This is a genomic window from Bacillus sp. BS98 (genome assembly GCF_008432245.1).
GTDB lineage: Bacteria > Bacillota > Bacilli > Bacillales > Bacillaceae_G > Bacillus_A > Bacillus_A toyonensis.
On record NZ_CP043830.1, the window covers coordinates 4,502,681 to 4,519,358 of the forward strand.

A 16,678-nucleotide genomic window follows, 5' to 3' on the forward strand; every position below is an offset into this window, starting at 1 on the left:
CTACGCTCGGTATTTTTGTTATTAGTCCTCTTTCGGAAGAACAATTCCTTTATACAATTGAACTGTAATGAAGTAATAAATCGCATAAATAACTACGAAAATTACAATTGGTACCCAAATACGGAAGTACGGATCAAGTAAAATAAATCCGAAAATATTCATACCAACTAATACGTGAGCAATACCGACAATTGCCGGGAATAAGAATACTAAGAATAACTCTTTATAAATAGATTTTGTTAATAATTCACGGCGCACCCCGATTTTACGAAGCATTTGATAACGCGTAATATCTTTTGATGCACCAGACAGAATTTTAAACATTAAGCAACTTGCCATCATCGCTAAGAAAGCAATGCCAAGGAAGAAGCCCATAAACACTGTTCCACTCGCAAAACCGTAGAACATGTCGTAAGCTTGATATTTACTGTTCATTCTTTCAGCCGTTACATTTTTATATTTATCTAGCTGCAACTCGTCAAGTTTTTTCCATTCTTTTGTATATGTTAAGAAATCATCTACTTTTCCGATAAATGCTATACCTTCTTTACCATTTATCCCATCGTACATTTTTTGATCTACAATTTTAATCGCATGATCTTCGTATATATAATATGGATGGATTGTACTAAAAGCATCAACCCATTCTTTTGGAAGTTCTTTAGCGTTCGCATCTGTTTCATTCATGTCTCTAGAAACTGCACCTACTGGTAGTTCCTCTGAAGCTTTCTTCGTATTCACTAAATCTTTCATCGATTTCATGTTTGCCATATCTTTTACTAAAGGACGATTTTTCTCTAAATCCTCTTTTATATAGTAAACGTATTTATCATCTACTTTGTAACGATATTCGTTTTTCTCTTTAAATGTAATACCGTCTAAAATTTTCTTTTCTTCAGCTGTTGGGTTATGAACTACTGAATCATATATTACTAAACCATCTACCATTTTTATAACATTATTTTTAAACGCCATACCACCTGAAATTGCACCCGCTCCAAGAGCAACTAACATTGCTACTGTCGCAAGCACTTTCGTTAAACTATTAATACGGAAGTTTAATTGTGCAAAAGTAAAAGCGTTAAGCCCTTTTTCGCTTCGTTTTTTATTACTTTTTAACTTTTTAATAATAACAGGAAGAAGCGATCCAAATAGCATGTAAGTACCAGCTGTTGTTGTAATTAATGCAATAATGATTCCCATTTCTCTTAGTTTTTCCATATAAATCATTGATGCATAGCCAATACCTAATAAAATAACCGCAAGGAATGCAACTAAACCTGTCATTTTCCCTTTTACCGCAACACGTTCTGTTTGTGCATCTGCATGTACAAGTTGTAATACAGAAATACGAGATAATTTAATACTATTCATAATTGCTGATAATACAAATAGTGCAAAGAAGAAGATGCAAGTAACAGTCATAGATGGTAAATAAAATGCTTTATAGCCTTCACCAGCAAATTCTAATTGTTTCATTAATAACTGTCCGATACCTTCTGCAAGTCCTACACCAACTATAATACCAATCGCAAGAGACGCAGCACCTAATACGATTGTTTCAATAAACATAAGTAATGTAACTTTATGTTTTTTTGCTCCTAACATCATATACATACCAAACTCTTTTTGACGAAGAGATAGTAAGAAAGAGTTCGCATACAAAATATAGAAGAACGTTATAATAGCTAGTAAAAATGAACCTGCTTGGAATACAAATCCAATTTGACCAATAGTAGAATTTTCCTTAAGGAAGGCCTCGTTTAACGCTAACGTTTGGAACATATAAAAAATTGAAATCGACATGACAAGACCAACCAGTAAGACGATATAATCTTTCAGCTTACTTTTTAGCCCTGACATGGAAAGTTTGAATAACATGCCAAAGTCTCCTTTCCTACGCTTTTTGTGTGCCTAAGTCTGCAAGCACATCTAAAATTTCTTTATAAAACTCTTCACGTGTACCACCACGGTGAATTTCTTTATATAGCTCACCATCTTGAATGAATAAAATACGCTGACAGTAACTTGCACTATACGGATCATGTGTAACCATCATAATAGATACACCTTGATCTTCATTTAAGTTTGTCATCGCATCAAGTAAACTCGCTGCATTTTTAGAATCAAGCGCTCCTGTTGGCTCGTCCCCTAAAATAATTGCTGGCTCATGTACTAAAGCGCGCGCTGCTGCCGAACGTTGCTTTTGTCCACCAGATACTTCAGATGGATACTTTTGAAGTATTTCTGTGATTCCTAACATATCTGCTACTTTTTCTACTTTCGGTCCAATGTTACGTGATGAAACACCTTGAAGTGAAAGTGGAAGTGCAATGTTTTCGTAAATAGATAAGTTCTCTAATAAGTTAAAGTCTTGGAAGATGAATCCTAACTTTTGTGAACGGAAATCTGAAAGCTCACCTTGCTTCATTTTTGTAATATCCGTACCCGCAATTTCAACAACGCCGCCTGTTGCTTTATCTAACGTTGAAATTACATTTAATAATGTCGTTTTACCAGAACCAGATGGTCCCATAATTCCTACAAACTCACCCTCTTGAATTGAGAATGATACACCTTTTAACGCGTGTGATTGGTTCTCACCTTTTTTACCGTACACTTTTTGAACGTTTTTCACGTCTACAACTGGTTTCGTCATATATATCCTCCTATGCTTGTTTTTCCATTACCTATTTTGCGCTTTTTGGAGGGGAACTGCTATTTGTTAACATTACATTTACCTTACACTTTTGTAATATAAAAAGGCTGAGCATGTAAGGTTGACTTTTTTCCTTTAAATACAAATTCGTTCACTTTTTGAAATGGTACATCCGTAAATGAAATTATATTGACTTACCGACAAAAGCTGAAAATAAAAGTAGGCTGTTCCACAAAAGGAACAGCCTACTTCTCTCTTTATTTCTTTAAAGGTGTTACCGTCCAGTACGTAATAACACGCCAAATCCATTCTAGTGGACCCATCTTAAAGATTTTCATCCAAATCACACTAAACACAATTTGAATTGCGTAAATTGCAATACATACATATAACGTCTGCATGTACGTTAAGTTTCCCGCAAAGTTAAATGCACTTCCTGCAATTAAAATCATTGCAGTTTGTCCGATATAATTTGTTAACGCCATACGACCATAGTATTTGAGTGGTGCTAACAATGTTTGAACTGTTTTTAATTGAAGTAATAAAATTAATGCTCCCACATAGAAAGCTGAAATGACTGATCCAACTGTAACACCAATTTTTAAAAATCGGCCTGCAGCATCCATTGTTCCGTCCTCATTCATAAGTATCATATTTACAAATGGCTCAGCAGGTACGTGCCCGTATTGATACCATACAGCTACGACACTTAAAACAAACATAATACCTGTAAAAATAGCGACTTTCTTTATGTTTTGCGTGAGATTTTCAAATACACGATATTGGCCTGCAGCAAGACCTAATAAAATTAAGCCGAGTGGTAATAGTTCTTTAATCCCCATTACACTAAAAGCAATTGTTAAAATAAGGCCAATAACTAAGTTCACTTGTTTTTTCGCTTTATAAAATGGTAAAACGATTAACCCGCAAATTGCATATAACGTTAATGCCTCTCCTGGCTGAAACATGTAATGAATCAAACCGAAAATAAATAGTGCAACTACTCGGCGTAGAAATAGAACATATCCATTCTTCCCTTTCGCAATTGCTCTCGTTATAAAGATATAGAATCCTACTCCAAATAAGAATGAGAAGATTGAGAAGAAACGACCTTCTACAAATAAGTATAGAAACCTTTGATAACTTGCATCCACTGTATTAGGGTCTGGAATTTTAATATTAAGTAGTGCAAGAATATTTACTAAAATAATCCCCAGTAGTGCGAAACCACGAATGTAATCTAACTCATCAATTCGTTTGTTTGTAATATTGTTCCCCATAAAGCAACTCCTTGTATAAAATTTAATCCTTCCTTACTCTACTGGAAAAGGACAATCGTAACTATCGGTTAACCTTACAGGAATCTTACATTATTGTAATATAATAAAATAAAACCAGGTCATATTGCGACCTGGTCTACTCTGATTGCTTCGATCTTTGAGGTTGTCCTTTTTTACTGTTGCGCTGTTTCACTTGCACAACTGGATCAAGCTCATTCGAAAACTCAGCGTTATGTCCATTTTGTGTTTTTTGCTCTGGGTTATTTTGATCTGAACGTTTCGCCATTACATTCACTCCTTATTAGTGCGGTGTAATAATCATTTGATGTTGCAATTGGCGAATTGCCATACGTGCTCTATTTAACTGCTCACGTTGCTCATCATTCGCATGTTGTTGCATCGTTTGTAAATCGTTATATGCTTGTTCTAATTGTAACTGTGCATCTGAATACTCCATCGTATTGTAATGCTCTTGTCTCATACCAAGATCTAATTGCTCTTTCGCATATTCCACCGCTTGTTCCGCCTGTGTAATATACGATTCAAGTGATTGACGCTCTGCCATAATTGTCCCTCCTTGCTTCAATTCCCCTTTAGTGTGTCCCTTCCATCTGAACCTTATGAGTATGTTATAATGGATTTTATTTGTTTCATTTTGACTCGTCTTAGGAGGGAAAGTAATGAAGGTTCAAAACCCTTTTCCATATACAAACGACAATAAACGTTATCATACATGGAATTACCATTTACGAAATGAATTTGGTGAAAAAATCTTTAAAGTTTCATTAGATGCTGGCTTCGATTGCCCGAACCGTGACGGTACAGTTGCTTATGGTGGCTGTACATTTTGCAGTGCCGCTGGATCTGGTGACTTCGCTGGCGATCGCCGCGATGATGTTATAACGCAATATCATGAAATGAAAGAAAAAATGCACGCAAAGTGGAAAGACGGAAAATGTATCGCTTATTTCCAGGCGTACACAAATACACATGCTCCACTTGAAGTGTTAAAAGAAAAATTTGAACCGCTTCTAGCAGAAAAAGACGTTGTCGGTCTTTCTATCGCAACTCGTCCAGATTGTTTACCGGACGATGTCGTTGCATATTTAGCGGACTTAAATAAACGCACTTATCTTTGGGTTGAGCTTGGACTACAAACTGTCCATGAACGTACTGCCAATCTTATTAACCGCGCCCACGATTATCCGTCTTACGTTGCAGGTGTAAATAAATTACGTAAGCACGGCATTAGAGTTTGCTCTCATATTATTAATGGTCTTCCACTTGAAGATTACGACATGATGATGGAAACAGCTCGTGAAGTAGCGAAGCTTGACGTACAAGGAATTAAAATTCATTTGCTTCATTTATTAAAAGGAACGCCAATGGTGAAGCAATATGAAAAAGGACAATTGGAGTTTCTTTCTCTTGAAGATTACGTAAGTCTCGTTGTTGACCAACTTGAAATGATTCCAGAAGACGTAATTGTGCACCGTATCACAGGTGACGGTCCACCTGATTTAATGATTGGCCCAATGTGGAGCTTAAATAAATGGGAAGTATTAAATTCCATCGATGCAGAATTTGTACGCCGCGGAAGCTGGCAAGGAAAATATGCAAATGAGGAGAAACAAAAATGAAATTAGAACGTGTATTACCGTTTGCTCGCTCGCTGCTGCAAACGGCTGTTAAAGAAGGCGATTACGCTGTAGATGCAACACTTGGAAATGGTCATGATGCTTGCTTCCTAGCTGAAATTGTTGGAGATAACGGAAAAGTATTTGGATTTGATATTCAAAAAGAAGCAATTGAAAGTTCTACTATCCGTCTAAAAGAAAAAAAACTTTTCGAACGTACTGTTTTAGTTCACGATAGTCACGATACACTTGTATCCGTATTACCAGAAGATGCAAAAGGAAAAGTAACAGGCGCAATCTTCAACTTAGGTTACCTTCCAGGCGGAGACAAACATATCGTTACAAAGCCGAACTCAACAATCTCGGCGATCGAACAATTATTAGAAATAATGGCACCTGAAGGTATCATCGTCCTTGTCATTTACCACGGACATCCAGAAGGACAAGTAGAACGCGACGCTGTACTTAAATTTGCAGAAGAACTCGACCAAAAACAAGCTCACGTTTTGCGATACGGCTTCATTAACCAGCAAAATAACCCGCCATTTATTGTGGCGATTGAGAAGCGATAAAGTGAAACTTTAATCAGTGGGGGCATTAACGGGGTAATTATATCAACGATTTTTCAATTATATCTATCATAACTCGGGATATATCAACGATTTTTTCGATATATCTATCATAACTTACAATATATCAACGATTTCTTGGATATATCGATTATTCGACAAAACATAACAAAAAAAGACGTGCACTCACTGCACGTCTTTTTGTTATTCTCCTATATAATGGATATATACAATGTTAAAGGAGACGAAAAAATGATTGGAATACTAGCAGGAATGGGGCCAAAATCAACTGGGCCATTCGTCGATACAGTTGTAGCAGAGTGCCAAACAATATACGGAGCAAAACATGATATAGACTTTCCTCATATGATGATTTATTCTTGCCCAACACCGTTTTACATGGATCGTCCTATCGATCACGAAGCGATGAAAAAAGCGATTATTGAAGGAGCACAAAAACTCGAAAGTGCTGGTGTAGACTTTATTGCTATACCTTGCAATACAGCGCATCTTTATTTTGAAGAATTACAGCATTCTCTTTCTATTCCAATTTTGAATATAGTCGATGAGACGTTACGAGCAATTCCTGAAACTGTAAAAAGAGTCGCTCTTCTCGCAACAGAAGCGACTGTTCAAGCTGGAATTTACCAAGACGGGATTGCAAAACGTAATATAGAATACCTCCATAATGAAAAATGGCAGGAGATGATTAATCAAATTATTACTTGTATTAAAAGCGGAGAAGTTGAAGAAGCCCGCAAATTATGGAGCGCGCTCGTTTTACAATTAAAAGATGAAATAGATACTGCTATTATCGCATGTACTGATTTGAATGTTGTGGCGAGTGAAGATTTTGTGGATTCTGCTCAATGTCTTGCTGAGGCGGTTGTTTGGATGTATCTATCAAATACTAAAAGATCTTCATAAACATAGAAAACAGCCCTTTTAAAATGTGTTTTTTGTTTGCTAAAAACCCCCAAAACTTTTAACTTTCTTCACAATTCTTTCAAAGTATCCACACTTAATCTCGCTATATTAAATAAGTAGTTATTCATATAGGGAAGGTTAGGGGAACTGAAAGTATGAAAGTAAATCGTTCGCTTCATTACATTTTTTGGCGTTGGCATTTTTATGCTGGTCTTTTTATTACGCCACTTCTTATTACTTTGTCACTGAGCGGAATTGGGTATTTATTTCGGGAAGAGGTTGAGGATTTCATCTATAAAGATTTGTATTTTGGGAAGAGCGCCCAAACAGAGTCTATTTCGATGTCTGATTCTATTTCCTTAACAGAGAAAAAATATCCACATTATAGCGTGGCGAAAATTAGTGAGTTTAATGGGGATTATAATACGAGGCTTACTATTGCGAATGAATATACTGGGCAACAAAAATATGTATATTTAGACAGCAATAATCAAATTGTTGGGGATCAAAATGCAAGTGAAACGTTTGCCAATATCATGAGGGAATTACATAGTTCTCTTTTAGTTGGTGGCACTGTCGTCAACTATACTGTAGAACTTGCGGCATGCTGGACAATCTTTTTAATCGTAACCGGATTGTACATGAGTATACGCCAATTCAAAAACACACCATCATCCAATAAGCGAGAAAAAGCAAAAAGACGTCATTCTATTATCGGTATTATATTTACAATTCCTCTCTTTCTGCTAGTCGCATCTGGATTGCCGTGGTCAGGATTTATGGGCAACCAAATTTATAAAATCGCAGCGTCGAATGAATCGATCGGATATCCCAAATTGTATATGGCACCACCTGAATCGAAGGTAAAAGAATTGCCGTGGGCAACAAGAAAAGAAGCTCCGCCTGAATCGAATTCAAATGAACCGAAAGCAATTTCTGTCGATGAATTACAAAAAGAAATTGAAATAAAAAAGCCATATGTTATCTCACTACCAGCTGATCCGAAAGGTGTATTCACTGTTTCGAAATCGAGCGGTTCTGGTATTACAGGTATGCATGTTGCACCAAATAAAGAGATAACAGCTTACTTTGATCAATATAGCGGGGAACTCATTTCAAAAACGGACTATCGTGATTATGGATTACTTGCACAATGGTTCACTTACGGCATCCCGCTTCACGAAGGACATTTATTCGGATGGCCAAATAAAATATTATGCTTACTAACGACATTTTCTTTATTACTTCTCATTTATTACGGAATAAAAATGTGGTTAGCAAGAAAGCCGAAAGGAAAATTAGCAGCACCGCCAAAGCAAAGAGATAAGAAAAGCGTACTCGTTTTCTTTATCATGATGGTTATACTAGGCGCTGTCATGCCTTTATTCGGACTGTCTGTTTTAGTTATTTTTGCGATTGAACTTCTTATATATGTATTTTCAAAAATACGATTATAATGAAAAGAAAACCACTCATATAGAGTGGTTTTCTTCATCACTGCGCCATTTTCTTTCGGTACAACTTCCCGTTCCAATAGAAGAATCGTGAAGTAAGCCCTCCGTATTTTACAATGCGCCGTGCCATTTTGTGCATATTCTTTTGTGCTGATACTTTTTGATCTGATAAATAAATACCAAGTAACCCTCGGCTAATAAGACGATGAAACTTCGCATGAGGCAAATCACCAATGCTGTTCTCTGCTTCTTCTACAAAATGTTTCATGCGATCTAATATAGCTTGCTCGTTTTCGTAATAACTACAGAAATTCAAATCTCCGCCTATACGGTCTTCTTCTTGATCGATAAAATAATCAAGTAAAATATGGAGTCCTTGTACGTAAGGGAAGTACCCTTGTCTAATTTTCGCAATATCTTCATCATGTAATTCATCATGAAATGCATATGCTACAAGACAGAAGATTCCAAGCGTAGAACCGGCACATGCTGAAAATTCAAACCAGCTCATCTCGGGTAAGTTTTCTTTATGTGCTTCAAACCATGTTTTTAAACGTGGTTCTCTTTCTTCTAACTTCACGTGTTTATGAATTTGTAAATCACAATAATAACAAGCTAGTTCATGAAGAACAGGAGCAATTTTGTCATAGTGCTTCGTTTTCTTTAAAACATCTTGGCACGTTTCAACAAGTTCATCTAAATAACCACCATCATCTTGATCATCACGATAACGATAATAATTACCGCCACCTTCTACTTCAGGTGATAATGCCATTAACATGGATTCATGCAGCGCGGCAAAATCGTTCGGATCAAGTGATGTACTGCGATCACATAAATTATCTAAATAGTCGCTAATCGTTTGATACGCTACGATAAAACGAATACATTCCTCTCGATGTTCATTTGCTAATAGCGCTAAAATGCCACCGCCCTCGCAATGAAACGTTTTATGCTCAATACTTGCGATTGCCTGACTATGAAGCTCATCATTCGGAATATGGTAGGCACGCTCTTTCCACATCGCTAGCTCATGGTGTACAACCGGAAACACATCACGGTATACTTTCGCCATGAGCGTTATGGGATTACTCGGTACGTTCACTTCTTCCTTCATCTCCTCTATTCATTGTACAAATAATTTACTTATTTGTTTCTATTATGTTATTGATACGTATTTCAGTAAATGACTGAATATAATTCAAAATTTCATCACGCTCATACTCATTTAATAATTCATGATAACAATTAGGCCATTCTTTATATGCCTTATCACTTATTTTAACATTATCAAACCACATGCGGACACGTGTTTTATCTACAAGTTTATCCTCACATGCTTGCATTAGCAAGAGCGGAACATCTGGAAAATCGTTTATTTTCTTATGAGCCATTTCAATAGACTTAATTAATTCACTATACCAACGTACTGATACTTTGCGCAAGAACAATGAATCATTCTCCATCGCATCTCTCACTTCATGATTACGTGTCGACATTTCCACTGTAAGATTCGTTGCAAATTGCAATTTTGGTGCAACAACATTTAATATTTTTGAAGCCGCTCGAAGCGGAGCAGCAGGTGCAGCTAATACGCCTAAACATGGCGAACTTAAAATGATACCATCTATATCTTCTCTCTTCGTTTCTTGCATCATACGAATCACGATAAGACCGCCCATACTATGACCGAATAGAAAAATAGGTACCCGGTATTTTCTAGCTTCTTTCACCCATAATTTAACTTCTTCTATGTATTCATCAAATGAATCAATATGTCCTCTATTTCTCGAAGTCGTTCCATGTGACGGAAGGTCTCCCATCACGACGTGGTAGCCGATATGATTCCACATTTCCGCGACCGCTTCGTAGCGTCCGTGATATTCCATTGCGCCGTGTACAATAACGACTACAGCTTTCGCTTCCTCCGCTTCATAATTCCACATACAGACCTCCTCCATTTCACTCTTTTTCATAATTTGATACACTAAAACTAGTCTCTAGGAAAGGAAGGCTTTACATGATATATCCTTATAAAGAAAAAAACCCAAAAATTTCGAGTAGTGCTTTTATCGCTGACTATGTTACGATTACAGGCGATGTTTCCATTGGTGAAGAAGCAAGTATTTGGTTTAATACAGTCATCCGAGGTGACGTATCACCGACTATAATTGGAGACCGGGTAAATGTACAAGATCAATGTACACTCCACCAAAGCCCTCAGTATCCTCTTATTTTAGAAGATGACGTTACAGTTGGACATCAAGTCATTTTACATAGCTGTCACATTAAAAAAGATGCTTTAATTGGAATGGGATCTATTATATTAGATGGTGCTGAAATTGGTGAAGGAGCCTTTATCGGTGCTGGGAGTCTCGTTTCACAAGGGAAGAAAATTCCACCAAATACGTTAGCGTTCGGTCGCCCAGCGAAAGTCATTCGTGAATTAACAGAAGAAGACCGTAAAGACATGGAACGAATTCGCACACAATACGTTGAAAAAGGTCAATACTATAAATCATTACAAAAATAATTTTCCTGCTGCCATAAGATTGGCAGCTTTTTTCATCCCGATTGGTGAAGGCTAATAATCAGTGGTGGATGAACAGAATCCCCACTGATTAAAGTTTCACTTTATAAAAACTAACTTTTTCTTTACAAAACATTATTATTCCCTCAACAAAATCTTATTAAAATAGAAGCAAATATCTCCATATATATGTAGATGAGGGAGGAGAATCTTCATGAAGGTCAGTGGATTATATAAAATAGAATGTTACATTTTCAAAGGAATTAATCGCTACTTTGATCAAAAAACATTAAATATCTTTTTCAGCAATATTACTCATATTGGTGGTGCCACTTTCTCCATTGCACTCACACTTTTCTTTTTAATTTTCGCAAAAGGGACTTTGCATCAAGCTGCAATTGCAACTGCTATTTCTTTAGCAATTAGCCATATTCCTGTGCAAATATTAAAAAGATATTATCCACGAAAACGTCCTTATTTAACAATTCAGGATGCAAAATATCCAGTCCATCCATTAAAAGACCACTCTTTCCCGTCTGGTCATACAACGGCTGTTTTCTCTGTGTTCATTCCATTTATTTGCTATAATCCAAGCTTACTTGTTTTTCTATTACCGTTAGCATTATGCGTCGGGATTTCTCGCATTTATTTAGGGCTTCACTATCCGTCAGACGTATTCGTCGGTATGTGCCTCGGCACTTGCTCTGGCATCATCTCTTTTTATCAATGCATCCCACTCTTCACGTAAAGGAGCGATATGATGAGAGTCGCCATATTTACCGATACTTTTACACCACAAATCAATGGGGTTGCGAAAACATTAGAGCGATTAACACGTTACTTTCAAAAAGAAAATATCGCCTATTCTGTTTTCGCCCCTCAGCATACCGCTGAAGATAATTTCGTAGCAAATGTGAACAAAATGAGAAGTATCCCGTTAACAATATTATATCCAGAATGCCGCTTTTCTTTTCCTACTCCGCGCATTAAACGGGAACTTCTTACCTTTAAACCTGATATGATTCACATTGCTACACCTTTCAACATGGGACTTTGTGGATTGTATTATGCAAAAAAGTTAAACATTCCAGTTGTCGGTTCTTATCATACTGATTTCGATGCCTATTTACGCTATTACAAAATCGAATTCCTCTCTAATATGCTTTGGAACTATTTAAAATGGTTTCATAGTCATATGCAAAAGAATTTTGTTCCTTCCTCTGAAACATTACATCAACTAAAAAATAAAGGGTTTCAGTCCCTCTCTATTTGGGGACGTGGTGTAGATTGCACACTCTTTCATCCAGCTTATAATACAGACCTATTCCGAAAAAAATATAATATTACAGCGAAGTATGTCCTTTCCTATGTTGGACGGATTGCTCCTGAAAAAGATATTGATACGTTGCAAGACCTTATCGTTAAATCCGCGCATACTCGAAACGACATTCATTGGCTCATCGCCGGAGATGGTCCTCTAGCAGCAAACTTATGTGAAGCTGTCTCGAAAACAAATGTCACTTTTACTGGCTATTTACAAGGTGAAGATTTAGCTGAAGCATATGCTTGTTCTAACATAATGGTATTTCCATCAGCTACTGAAACGTTTGGAAATGTCGTACTCGAATCACTTGCATGTGGTACCCCTGTCATTGGTGCAAATAGTGGCGGAGTTAAAAATATTATTACAGATGGAAAAACGGGAGTTCTTTGTCCACCAAAAGATGCGGATGCATTTCTATCATCCATTTATTCTTTATTACAAAATAAAGAAAAACTTATACAGATGGGAATAGCAGCTTCGTCTTATGCGAAATCCAAAAGCTGGGATGAGATTTTTCGTGGCTTACTTAATCAATATGCAGAAGTCCTTCAGCACGCCACATCAGAATTACTCGCTTAAACACAAAAACTCCCTTCAAAAAAATGAAGGGAGTTTATTACACGAACACAAATTTTAGTTTAATAAATGATACATAAGGTTAAATATCACTTTATTTCTATATACATTATAACAAAAATAAACATAACTAAACAGACTTGTAATAAAAACCCATAAAAATTAATATATGGTTATACAGTATTTTTACTGTATAGTGATTTTAAGAATTCCCCTTAAAATCAGCTTACTCACATACCTTTATACAGCAATTGTTCCCCAATTCTGTATATCAAAAAACCTTTCATTCATTTGAAAGGTTTTTTTGAGCTTGCGCATATTCTTCTTTCGTATTTACATTTATAAACCATTCTGCATTTGCTTGTATATCTTCTCCGGCAACATATTTCACATTACATTGTAATAAAAGCTGCCCCATACTTCTTTTTTCTTCTTGAAGTAAAGTATAAATCTTTTCTTTCACACGGTTATGATACGCTGCAAGTAACGGTTGTTTTCTTCCATTAATAATAGGTACAACCGCATCATATTCATTGTTCGTTTGCTCTAATAAAATAGTAAACCACTCATGCGAAACATTTGGCGCATCGCAAGGCATAATAGCGTACCAATCTGCTTCTATATATTCCATTCCTGATACAATTCCAGCAAGTGGACCGTTTCCTTTATAGTGCGGAATATCTTCTATAACAGGAACTTGTACGAATTGCTCTACTCGCTCTTTTATATCAGAATGACTAATGACTACAACCTCTTGGAGCGTCCTTGTCATCACTTTCAAAATATGCTCAATAAACGTACTCCCTTGCCAGCTTGCTAACGCTTTCGGCTCACCAAACCTACTCGACATACCACCTGCTAATACAATTCCAGCCCACTTACTCATTGGCGATGCAGTTCGAATGTAATATGACCTAACTCCGGTAAAATCAACTTATTCATCGCAAGGCGAACTGCTCCGCTAGATCCTGGCATTGAAAAGACAACTTTTCGCCCAATTGTGCCACCAATCGCTCTACTTAACATTGCACTACTTCCGATATCTTCTAAATAACTAATCATGCGGAACAACTCACCAAATCCGACAATTTCTTTATCTAATAGCGCTGATACGGCTTCAATTGTGACATCACGTTTCGTAATACCTGTACCACCATTTGTTAATACAACATCAACATCTTCCTTATGATAACCAGCTAACACTGCTTGCTGAATACTTTCTTTATCATCTTTTACAATTGCATAAGAAGTCACTGTATGGCCTGCTTCTTTTAACAATTCATGTAATAGTTGTCCGCTCTTATCTGTCTCTTCCGTACGTGTATCGGAAATTGTTACAATCTTGCAACGCACTTCTTTTGGCGCTTGTTTTTTATGTTCATTGACACTCATTTTTCTTCTTCCTTTCTTAAAGACTTTTCTTCATTTTATCATACATACCTTTACACAATTATGTATGAAGACGATGATGCATCATGATACAATATAAGTATAGTAATCCACAAAAAGGAAAATGAAAAACATTCTTTCTTATCCCCCTAGACTTCACATCATTAGCTAACCTTTAACTTTTCTTATATTTTCTACATAGTAGAATTCAGTTTTTAAAATTGCACTACCAAATAAATCGGAGGTCTACCTATTATGGAACTATACAAAAAATTAACAACAACATTCATCCTCTTATTCGTTGCTTCCATCACTGTCGGTTTTTCTCTAAAAGGAGCAATTCCATACGCCACATTAGTAAGTATTATATTCGCAACGCTATTTTTACTAAGCAGTGCCTTTTGCGCGGGTAAAGCACGTCAAATGAAAGGTTGATTGCATATGTTACATAAGAAACGGACCATTTGTAAATCATGTGAAAAAGAAATACAAACATATGAAAAATCACGGATTCATATGCCATTTCCAGCAAGTGGTATGACTAATATGAAAAAATATATTGAGCTAGACGGAGAAGTGTATTGTAAATCATGCATTCAAATTGTAAGTAAAACGAAATAAAAAAAGCTTTGCGCTCACTGCGCAAAGCTTTTTTTCATATATTATAGACCAGCTTGCTCTTTTAAAGTAGCTGCTTTGTCTGTACGTTCCCATGAAAGATCTACATCAGTACGTCCAAAGTGACCGTAAGCTGCTGTTTGTTTGTAAATTGGGCGACGTAAGTCTAGCATTTTAATAATACCAGCTGGGCGAAGATCGAAGTTGTTACGAACTAGTTCTACTAGTACGTCTTCAGATACTTTACCAGTGCCAAATGTATCAACTGAAATTGATACTGGTTGTGCTACGCCAATTGCGTATGCAAGTTGTACTTCTGCTTTGTCAGCAAGTCCAGCTGCTACGATATTTTTCGCAACATAACGAGCTGCATATGCTGCAGAACGGTCAACTTTCGTTGCATCTTTACCAGAGAATGCACCGCCACCGTGGCGAGCGTATCCACCGTAAGTATCAACGATGATTTTACGTCCTGTTAAACCAGCATCACCTTGTGGTCCACCAATTACGAAGCGACCAGTTGGGTTAATGAAGAATTTCGTTTCTCCATCCATTAATTCTGCTGGAACTACAGCTTTAATTACATGCTCTTTTAAATCGCGATCGATTTCTTCCCATGTAACATCTGGATGATGCTGTGTAGAAATTACAATTGTATCTACACGTACAGGTTTACCATTTTCATCATACTCAATTGTAACTTGCGTTTTTCCATCCGGACGTAAGTATGATAATGTGTCATCTTTACGTACTTCAGTTAAACGGCGAGCTAATTTGTGAGCAAGCGAGATTGGAAGTGGCATTAATTCTTGTGTTTCATTACATGCAAAACCAAACATTAAACCTTGGTCTCCTGCACCAATTGCCTCAATCTCAGCGTCAGTCATTTGACCTTCGCGTGCTTCTAGCGCTTGGTCAACACCCATAGCGATGTCAGCAGATTGCTCATCGATAGATGTTAAAACTGCACAAGTTTCTGCATCGAATCCGTATTTTGCGCGTGTGTAACCAATGCCTTGAATTGTTTCACGAACGATTTTTGGAATGTCTACGTAAGTAGAAGTCGTAATTTCCCCCGCTACCAATACTAAACCAGTTGTTACAGTTGTTTCACAAGCTACACGTGCATTTGCGTCTTTTGATAAGATCGCATCTAAAATTGAATCAGAAATTTGGTCACAAATTTTATCTGGATGTCCTTCAGTTACAGACTCAGATGTGAACAGATGACGTTTTTTTGTCATGTGGTAAACCTCCCTACAGTAATTGTATATATTGTACGGAACTCATCCTTAATTTGCCACAAACTGCGACATACATTTATTCTCCCACACAAGCATACAGAAAAACCTTTCCTACTTAACATAGAGGAAAGGTTTAATTTGCTACTTGCATACTGCTTTTTGCCCTTTGCTCTTATCGTTCGAGACCATTAGCCTCGCACAGGTTTTAGCACCTATTCACATGTATTTACCACTACAAGTGAGGTTGCTGGGCTTCATCGGGCCTGTCCCTCCGCCAGCTCGGGATAAGAGAGTATCCGTCCCAACCTATACTAAAGAAATGATATTCATTTGTCAATTAATATTCACATTTTCCTGAAAGTTTTTCTCAATACGCCTGGAATGAAATATTAATAAGGAAATAATACATTCACACAAACAAAAATAAATAAATAGTATACATTATTTATATAATTGTGTTATACTCTTGAT

Annotated in this window: 19 protein-coding genes and 1 riboswitch; of the genes, 9 read left to right on the plus strand and 10 right to left on the minus strand. The window is 36.7% G+C overall.

The window, feature by feature from the left end:
- Positions 1-21 precede the first annotated feature (21 nt).
- The 5 genes from F0362_RS23390 to F0362_RS23410 form a co-directional block, all read right to left on the minus strand.
- Entirely contained in the window at positions 22-1,881 is a 1,860-nt protein-coding gene (locus F0362_RS23390; RefSeq protein ID WP_000897747.1) for an FtsX-like permease family protein, read from the minus strand.
- A gap of 16 nt (positions 1,882-1,897) precedes the next feature.
- On the minus strand, positions 1,898-2,659 hold the full coding sequence (locus F0362_RS23395) for an ABC transporter ATP-binding protein (RefSeq protein ID WP_000165849.1): 762 nt from the start codon (positions 2,657-2,659) through the stop codon (positions 1,898-1,900).
- A gap of 257 nt (positions 2,660-2,916) precedes the next feature.
- Complete coding sequence (locus tag F0362_RS23400) at positions 2,917-3,939, minus strand: DUF418 domain-containing protein (protein WP_149889987.1); 1,023 nt, start codon at positions 3,937-3,939, stop codon at positions 2,917-2,919.
- 136 nt (positions 3,940-4,075) lie between these two features.
- On the minus strand, positions 4,076-4,225 hold the full coding sequence (locus F0362_RS23405; RefSeq protein WP_001129345.1) for a hypothetical protein: 150 nt from the start codon (positions 4,223-4,225) through the stop codon (positions 4,076-4,078).
- Between the two features lie 15 nt (positions 4,226-4,240).
- A complete protein-coding gene (locus tag F0362_RS23410; RefSeq protein WP_000840865.1) occupies positions 4,241-4,504 on the minus strand; it encodes a YtzC family protein in 264 nt (87 codons plus the stop codon).
- A 115-nt stretch (positions 4,505-4,619) separates the two neighbouring features.
- Here F0362_RS23410 and F0362_RS23415 point away from each other — a divergent pair, with 115 nt between their 5' ends.
- The 4 genes from F0362_RS23415 to F0362_RS23435 all read left to right on the plus strand — a co-directional run bounded on the left by F0362_RS23415 (position 4,620) and on the right by F0362_RS23435 (position 8,529).
- On the plus strand, positions 4,620-5,579 hold the full coding sequence (locus tag F0362_RS23415; protein ID WP_000868008.1) for a tRNA modification radical SAM protein MnmL/YtqA: 960 nt from the start codon (positions 4,620-4,622) through the stop codon (positions 5,577-5,579).
- Positions 5,576-6,148: a tRNA 5-(aminomethyl)-2-thiouridylate-methyltransferase MnmM gene (locus tag F0362_RS23420; protein ID WP_000764465.1), complete on the plus strand. Its 573-nt coding sequence runs from the start codon at positions 5,576-5,578 to the stop codon at positions 6,146-6,148. The genes F0362_RS23415 and F0362_RS23420 overlap by 4 nt, the downstream gene beginning before the upstream one ends.
- Positions 6,149-6,397: 249 nt before the next feature.
- The gene (locus F0362_RS23425) at positions 6,398-7,072 is read left to right on the plus strand and encodes an aspartate/glutamate racemase family protein (protein WP_070173859.1); all 675 of its coding nucleotides are present in this window, start codon (positions 6,398-6,400) and stop codon (positions 7,070-7,072) included.
- 155 nt (positions 7,073-7,227) lie between these two features.
- The gene (locus tag F0362_RS23435; protein ID WP_079519663.1) at positions 7,228-8,529 is read left to right on the plus strand and encodes a PepSY-associated TM helix domain-containing protein; all 1,302 of its coding nucleotides are present in this window, start codon (positions 7,228-7,230) and stop codon (positions 8,527-8,529) included.
- A 37-nt stretch (positions 8,530-8,566) separates the two neighbouring features.
- Here F0362_RS23435 and F0362_RS23440 read toward each other — a convergent pair whose 3' ends face one another.
- Both F0362_RS23440 and F0362_RS23445 read right to left on the minus strand, forming a co-directional pair.
- Positions 8,567-9,631, minus strand: a complete 1,065-nt coding sequence (locus F0362_RS23440) for a tetraprenyl-beta-curcumene synthase family protein (RefSeq protein ID WP_001102465.1) — start codon at positions 9,629-9,631, stop codon at positions 8,567-8,569.
- A 37-nt stretch (positions 9,632-9,668) separates the two neighbouring features.
- On the minus strand, positions 9,669-10,472 hold the full coding sequence (locus F0362_RS23445; RefSeq protein WP_000267439.1) for an alpha/beta hydrolase: 804 nt from the start codon (positions 10,470-10,472) through the stop codon (positions 9,669-9,671).
- A 74-nt stretch (positions 10,473-10,546) separates the two neighbouring features.
- Between F0362_RS23445 and F0362_RS23450 the strand changes: the two genes are divergently transcribed.
- The 3 genes from F0362_RS23450 (at position 10,547) to F0362_RS23460 (ending at position 12,959) form a co-directional block, all read left to right on the plus strand.
- Positions 10,547-11,059: a gamma carbonic anhydrase gene (locus tag F0362_RS23450; protein ID WP_000640217.1), complete on the plus strand. Its 513-nt coding sequence runs from the start codon at positions 10,547-10,549 to the stop codon at positions 11,057-11,059.
- 211 nt (positions 11,060-11,270) lie between these two features.
- Positions 11,271-11,804 (plus strand): phosphatase PAP2 family protein, encoded by a 534-nt coding sequence (locus tag F0362_RS23455; RefSeq protein ID WP_000868586.1) that lies wholly within the window; start codon positions 11,271-11,273, stop codon positions 11,802-11,804.
- A gap of 12 nt (positions 11,805-11,816) precedes the next feature.
- Positions 11,817-12,959 carry a glycosyltransferase family 4 protein gene (locus tag F0362_RS23460; protein WP_001261593.1) on the plus strand — a complete coding sequence of 381 codons (1,143 nt, stop codon included), beginning with the start codon at positions 11,817-11,819 and terminating at the stop codon, positions 12,957-12,959.
- Positions 12,960-13,239: 280 nt separating this feature from the next.
- On the opposite strand, the gene F0362_RS23465 is transcribed toward F0362_RS23460, so the two are convergent.
- Both F0362_RS23465 and F0362_RS23470 read right to left on the minus strand, forming a co-directional pair.
- On the minus strand, positions 13,240-13,842 hold the full coding sequence (locus F0362_RS23465) for a molybdenum cofactor guanylyltransferase (protein ID WP_000049466.1): 603 nt from the start codon (positions 13,840-13,842) through the stop codon (positions 13,240-13,242).
- Positions 13,839-14,348, minus strand: coding sequence for a MogA/MoaB family molybdenum cofactor biosynthesis protein (locus F0362_RS23470; RefSeq protein ID WP_000115581.1), 510 nt, complete (start codon positions 14,346-14,348; stop codon positions 13,839-13,841). Before F0362_RS23470 ends, F0362_RS23465 begins: the two co-directional genes overlap by 4 nt.
- A gap of 252 nt (positions 14,349-14,600) precedes the next feature.
- On the opposite strand from F0362_RS23470, the gene F0362_RS23475 reads away from it, so the two are divergent.
- On the plus strand, positions 14,601-14,780 hold the full coding sequence (locus F0362_RS23475; protein ID WP_000424805.1) for a hypothetical protein: 180 nt from the start codon (positions 14,601-14,603) through the stop codon (positions 14,778-14,780).
- 6 nt (positions 14,781-14,786) lie between these two features.
- The gene (locus F0362_RS23480; RefSeq protein ID WP_000902511.1) at positions 14,787-14,966 is read left to right on the plus strand and encodes a hypothetical protein; all 180 of its coding nucleotides are present in this window, start codon (positions 14,787-14,789) and stop codon (positions 14,964-14,966) included.
- Between the two features lie 41 nt (positions 14,967-15,007).
- On the opposite strand, the gene metK is transcribed toward F0362_RS23480, so the two are convergent.
- Positions 15,008-16,207 carry a methionine adenosyltransferase gene (gene metK, locus F0362_RS23485; RefSeq protein WP_000163114.1) on the minus strand — a complete coding sequence of 400 codons (1,200 nt, stop codon included), beginning with the start codon at positions 16,205-16,207 and terminating at the stop codon, positions 15,008-15,010.
- Between the two features lie 169 nt (positions 16,208-16,376).
- A riboswitch (SAM riboswitch) is annotated at positions 16,377-16,498 on the minus strand.
- Positions 16,499-16,678: the final 180 nt, after the last annotated feature.

Coding starts and splice junctions, on each gene's coding strand:
- F0362_RS23435 (WP_079519663.1), top strand. CDS start 7,228: ATGAAAGTAAATCGTTCGCTTCATTACATTTTTTGGCGTTGGCATTTT.
- F0362_RS23470 (WP_000115581.1), bottom strand. CDS start 14,348: ATGAGTGTCAATGAACATAAAAAACAAGCGCCAAAAGAAGTGCGTTGC.
- F0362_RS23420 (WP_000764465.1), top strand. CDS start 5,576: ATGAAATTAGAACGTGTATTACCGTTTGCTCGCTCGCTGCTGCAAACG.
- F0362_RS23450 (WP_000640217.1), top strand. CDS start 10,547: ATGATATATCCTTATAAAGAAAAAAACCCAAAAATTTCGAGTAGTGCT.
- F0362_RS23445 (WP_000267439.1), bottom strand. CDS start 10,472: ATGTGGAATTATGAAGCGGAGGAAGCGAAAGCTGTAGTCGTTATTGTA.
- F0362_RS23480 (WP_000902511.1), top strand. CDS start 14,787: ATGTTACATAAGAAACGGACCATTTGTAAATCATGTGAAAAAGAAATA.
- F0362_RS23465 (WP_000049466.1), bottom strand. CDS start 13,842: ATGAGTAAGTGGGCTGGAATTGTATTAGCAGGTGGTATGTCGAGTAGG.
- metK (WP_000163114.1), bottom strand. CDS start 16,207: ATGACAAAAAAACGTCATCTGTTCACATCTGAGTCTGTAACTGAAGGA.
- F0362_RS23390 (WP_000897747.1), bottom strand. CDS start 1,881: ATGTTATTCAAACTTTCCATGTCAGGGCTAAAAAGTAAGCTGAAAGAT.
- F0362_RS23415 (WP_000868008.1), top strand. CDS start 4,620: ATGAAGGTTCAAAACCCTTTTCCATATACAAACGACAATAAACGTTAT.
- F0362_RS23475 (WP_000424805.1), top strand. CDS start 14,601: ATGGAACTATACAAAAAATTAACAACAACATTCATCCTCTTATTCGTT.
- F0362_RS23425 (WP_070173859.1), top strand. CDS start 6,398: ATGATTGGAATACTAGCAGGAATGGGGCCAAAATCAACTGGGCCATTC.
- F0362_RS23410 (WP_000840865.1), bottom strand. CDS start 4,504: ATGGCAGAGCGTCAATCACTTGAATCGTATATTACACAGGCGGAACAA.
- F0362_RS23460 (WP_001261593.1), top strand. CDS start 11,817: ATGAGAGTCGCCATATTTACCGATACTTTTACACCACAAATCAATGGG.
- F0362_RS23395 (WP_000165849.1), bottom strand. CDS start 2,659: ATGACGAAACCAGTTGTAGACGTGAAAAACGTTCAAAAAGTGTACGGT.
- F0362_RS23400 (WP_149889987.1), bottom strand. CDS start 3,939: ATGGGGAACAATATTACAAACAAACGAATTGATGAGTTAGATTACATT.
- F0362_RS23455 (WP_000868586.1), top strand. CDS start 11,271: ATGAAGGTCAGTGGATTATATAAAATAGAATGTTACATTTTCAAAGGA.
- F0362_RS23405 (WP_001129345.1), bottom strand. CDS start 4,225: ATGGCGAAACGTTCAGATCAAAATAACCCAGAGCAAAAAACACAAAAT.